The sequence below is a fragment of the Rhizobacter sp. P2_D12 genome (genome assembly GCF_056404395.1).
This window is the reverse complement of the sequence record NZ_JBFUEB010000208.1, coordinates 1-4,647: the sequence shown is the minus strand read 5'-3', so window position 1 is coordinate 4,647 and position 4,647 is coordinate 1. Positions and strand designations below refer to the sequence as shown.

Annotated in this window: 4 protein-coding genes; 1 reads left to right on the top strand and 3 read right to left on the bottom strand. The window is 71.9% G+C overall.

Annotated elements, in window-relative coordinates; genetic code table 11:
• The 3 genes from AC1DYN_RS31560 to AC1DYN_RS31550 all read right to left on the bottom strand — a co-directional run.
• On the bottom strand, positions 1 to 1,185 hold a 1,185-nt coding region (locus AC1DYN_RS31560), incomplete at its 3' end, for a HupE/UreJ family protein (protein WP_477966594.1).
• Positions 1,173 to 2,519: a DUF3500 domain-containing protein gene (locus tag AC1DYN_RS31555; RefSeq protein WP_477966592.1), complete on the bottom strand. Its 1,347-nt coding sequence runs from the start codon at positions 2,517 to 2,519 to the stop codon at positions 1,173 to 1,175. The genes AC1DYN_RS31555 and AC1DYN_RS31560, both read right to left, overlap by 13 nt.
• A gap of 159 nt (positions 2,520 to 2,678) precedes the next feature.
• Complete coding sequence (locus AC1DYN_RS31550; protein WP_477966590.1) at positions 2,679 to 3,617, bottom strand: LysR family transcriptional regulator; 939 nt, start codon at positions 3,615 to 3,617, stop codon at positions 2,679 to 2,681.
• A gap of 75 nt (positions 3,618 to 3,692) precedes the next feature.
• Here AC1DYN_RS31550 and AC1DYN_RS31545 point away from each other — a divergent pair.
• The coding region (locus AC1DYN_RS31545) for an ABC transporter transmembrane domain-containing protein (protein ID WP_477966588.1) at positions 3,693 to 4,647 on the top strand (955 nt) is incomplete at its 3' end.

Genomic DNA, 4,647 nt, shown 5'->3' with positions numbered 1-4,647 from the left:
GAGCCACGCCGCGTCATCGGCGCCCGGCACCACCGCGAACGCGCCCAGGCCCAGCCGCTCGGCGATCCACGCGGTGGCCAGGCCGCCCGCGCCGGCCGCGACGGCGCGGCGCAGCCGCGCATACCAGCCGGCATTCGTGCGGCTGAGCACCAGCAAGGGCGGCAGCGCGATCAGCAACACCGCGATCTGCATCGCCTCGATGCCGAGGTTGAAGGCCAGCAGCGCGACCGCATGCTGCCACGCGCTCAGGCCGGCGCCGGACAGGCTGCCCGAGAACGCGAAGCCGTGGACCAGGCCGAAACCGAGCGCCATCGCGATCTCGCCGTTGGCACGCAGGGGGCGCAGCGCATGCAGCGCCGCGATCGCGATCGAAGCGGCGACGGCCACCTCGACCAGCCTGGCCGGCGGCGACACCCAGCCCAGGCTGCCGAGGGCCAGCGTGATCGAATGCCCGAGCGTGAAGGCGCTCACGACGATGGCGATCTGGCGCACGGCGGGCCGGCCTTCGCGCACGGTCTCCCAGCGCCCGTGGCGCGCGGCCAGCGGCGCCACCACCACCAGCAGCAGCAGGAACAGCAGGTGGTCGGTGCCGGTGGCGATGTGCACGGCGCCTGCCTTCAGTAGCTGCACGATGCTCGCGCCGCTGCGCTCGCCGCCCAAGCGGACCTGCAGCGTGTCGAGCCCGTGGTGCAGCTCGCCCAGCAGCAGCGGGGCCTCGCCGACGTGCCCCGCGGCCCAGTCGTTGCGCAGGAAGACCAGCACCTGGTGCGTGCGGACCTCGTGCGTGATGGCGTCGTAGCGCAGCGTGAGGGAGCGGGTGTCGGCCCCGGGTGGGGCCCTCAGCTCGAGCACGGCCTGCAATTCCGCCGATGCATCGTTGCCCACCACCTCCAGCTGCGGCGGGTGTGCCTGCCAGGCGGTGTCGCCGCTGCGCGCGCCCACGTGCTGCAGCAGGTAGCGCGACAAGGCCTCGCCGTGCTGCGCCAGCAGCGTGCCGGAGATGTCGGCCAGCGGCTGGCCGAAGCCGTATTCCAGCCGGTTCAGCGGCAGCTGCAGCGTCAGCCGCAGGCCCGCCGGCGTGGTGTCGATCCACACCCGGCTCTCGGGCATCGGGTGGGCCGCGGCGAAGGCGGCCCAGAAGGCGCACAGCAGTCCGATGATCGCCCGCATGCTCAGCTGACGCATTTGCCGCCGTAGTCGCCGTACTTGTCGCGCCAGATCGTGTGGTAGTGGATGTCGGTGCTGAAGATCACGCCGCTCTGCACCGAGAACTCGATCCACGCGCGCGGGCCTTCGATGCGGAAGTAGTTGCCCTTCGTGGTCACGGTGCCCGAGCCCGAATAGGCCACGTAGGTCGAGGCCAGCGCGGTGTCGCCGAGGTAGGCGCCCAGCAGGTCGTCGGCGTATTCGGTGGCCTGGGTGTTCACGTAGGACTTGATCACCGCCTGCACCAGCGCCTGGTCGGTCGACGACAGGCTGCCGTACAGCAGGCCGTGATCGGTGACGCTGGAGTAGCTGCGCGGGCAGGTGCCGTCGATGTTGCCCGAGCCGTTGGCGCCGAACACCAGGTCGCTGTAGGTGCCGCTCAGCTTCGCGCCGGAATACGCCGTGAGCGAGGTGCCGAGGTTGGACATCGCGGTGCGCTGGGCCTCCATCGGGTCGTAGGTGGTGCCGCTCTGCGTGAACGAGCCCTTGGGTTCGACGCCGAGGAACAACGGTGTCGGCGACTTGTAGCTGCCGTTGAAGGCGATGTTGTAGGTCAGGTGGTGGCCCGTCAGCTGCAGCATCCAGAAGTCGCTCGCCGACGGCGTGCCGAGGAAGGCGATGTAGTACTGGCCGTTGCCGTAGCTGCTGCCGCCGCCGTTTGCGGCGAGGTAGTCGTCGGCGGCCTGCAGCCCGAGGTGCAGCGTGTTGCCGGTGGCGCTGAGCGCGGTGGCGATCAGCGTGCGGGCGGCGGTCTGCTGGGCGGTGCTCAGGCTGCCCCAGGTGATGCCGTTGCGCGCCACCAGCTGGGCCGGCAGGTTCGACCATTTGCGAGCGGTGTCCAGGCTCCACGACAGCTGCACGGTCGACTGCTGCGAGCTGCTCAGCGTGTTGTAGAAGGTCGTCGCGGCGCTGTACACGTCGGCGCTCAGCGAGGACGAACCGGAGCTGGTCGTCGTCACCGTCAGCGTGGCCGCGCTGCTGGTGGCCGATCCGGCCGAATTGGTCACCACGACGTCGTAGCTGCCGGCATCCGAGCTGGCCACCGTCGCGATCGTGTAGGTGGCCGAGGTGGCGCCCGAGATGGCGGTGCTGTCCTTGCGCCATTGGTAGGCCAGCGTGGCCGTGCCGCTGGCCACCACCGTGAAGCTCGCGCTGGCGCCCGCGGCGACGCTCAGCGATGTCGGCTGGGTGGTGATCGCAGGTGCGGTGGAGGTGCTGCTGGTGCCGGTGCTGCTGTCGGAGCTGTCGCCGCCGCAGGCGGAGAACAGGGTGGCCACGGCCAGCATGGCAGCGCAAAGGAAACGAACTCTCATGACGGGAACCTTTCAGTCGTGACGGCTGTCCGCGACTGTCCGGCAGCGGTGTTGCCACGCGATTTCAAGCGCGATAGCGCGTTGCAGGGGGGCATCACCGCAGGTTATCGCCGGGCTCGCCGGCTCTCCCCGAAGGCGCGCCGCGCGGCGGCCTGCTGCTTACAGTCCGAGAGGACTGTGTCCGGCTTGAAATACGGCGTCCGCGGCGGCCAGGTGGTGCGCCGCGCGGTGCAGGTGGGCCAGGAAATGGCGCACGGCAGGCTGCAGCGCCGCCTCGGCCCGCGCCAGCGCGCCGATCGTCAGCTCGAGCGGGCCCTCGGCGACGTCGATCACGTCCAGGTGCTGGGCCGCGAAGGGATGCACCGCGATCTGCCGCGGCAACAGGCCGACGCAGTTGCCGCCCGCGATGACCGACAGCAGGCCCAGTGTCGAGTTGACGAGCGCGCCCGCCGGCGGCGGCTTCAGCCCGTGGCGTTCGAACAGCAGCTTCGCGTAGCCCGAGCCGGCGCTTGCGCCGGTGTAGACCCAGGGCGCGGCGGCGAGGTCGGCGAGGCTGCGCGCGCGCGCCATCGGATGGCCCTTGCGCACGACGATGACCATCGCGATCGGCATCAGCGTCTGGACGGCGAACTCGCCGGGCGGCAACTGCTCCGGCAGCGGCCCGAGCGCGATGTCGAACTCGCCCTTGCGCAGCCGCGTGAGCTGCGCGATGTAGAGCTCTTCGACGATGCGCAGCTGGATGTCCGGAAACTCGTGGCCGAAGCTGCGCAGCGCCTGCGGGATCAGCAGCATCACGGCCAGCGGCACGGCGGCGATGGTCAGGGCGCCGGTCATGCGGCCGTCGAGCTGGCGGATCTGGTCGACGGCCTGCGACAGCTCGCGGTCGGCGGCGATCGCGCGCTCGTGGAGGACCCGGCCTTGCGCGGTGGCGACCACGCCGGTGGTCGAGCGCAGCAGCAGCGTCGTCGAGAGTTCGCGTTCGAGTTCGCGGACCATCTTGGTCAACGCCGGCTGCGAGACGCCCAGGCGCCGGGCCGCGGAGCGCAGGCTGCCTTCCTCGATGGCGGCCACCAGGGCCCGCAAGCTCGACAGCTTCATGGGCAGATGATAGCCAACGCTTATCGCGTCAGATCGCGATTGACGCGGGACAGGCGCGGCCCTAGTCTCGCGCGCATGCAGGACCCGACCGACGCCCGGCGCCCGGTCGCCGGCGTCAGCCGCCTGGCGACGGCTTTGCAGTTGGCCGCGTCGCTGCTGGGGGTGCTGCAGTGGGTCGTGCTGGCCTTCGCGCTGCAGTGCATCGCGGACGGCGGCGGCCTGCACGCCCTCGTGCCCTGGGCCTTCGCGCTGCTGGCCGTCGTGGCCGCGCGCATCGGGCTCGACGCCTGGGGCCGGCGCCTTGCCTTCGTCGCCGCCCGGCTGCAGCTGTCGCGCTGGCGGGCCCAGGCGCTCGATGCCTGGCTCGCGACCTCGCCGCTCGATGCGCGCCGGCCGCATGCCGGCCAGCTGGCGCACGAGCTGGCCGAGCAGGCCGAGGCGGTGCTGCCGTACCTGGCCAAGGTCGACATCGCGTTGTGGCGCGTGCGTTGCGTGCCGCTCGCGATCCTCGCGCTGGTCGCCTGGTGGTCGTGGGCGGCGGCGCTGGTGCTGCTGCTGGCGGCGCCGGTGGTGCCGCTGTTCATGGCGCTGGTGGGTTGGAGGGCGCAGGCCGCGAGCGAGGCGCAAATGGACGAGGCGGGGCAGCAGGGCGCCTTCCTGCTGGACCGCCTGCGCGGCCTCGCGACGCTGCGCGCGCTGGGTGCGGTCGACGCCGCGGCGCGGCGCCTGGCCGCGCAGTCGGCGCGGCTGCACCGGCGCACGATGGCCGTGCTGCGCATCGCCTTCGTCTCGTCGGCGGTGCTGGAGCTGTTCGCGTCGCTGGGCGTCGCGATGGTCGCGGTGTACGTCGGCTTCCACCTGCTCGGCAGCATCGGCTTCGGGGCCTGGGGACGGCGCCTGTCGATGGGCGAGGGGCTGATGGTGCTGATGCTGGCACCGGCCTACTTCGAGCCGCTGCGCGAGCTGGCTGCGGCCTGGCATGAGCGCGCGGCCGGGCGGGCGGCGCTGGCCGCGCTGCTGCGGCTGGCGC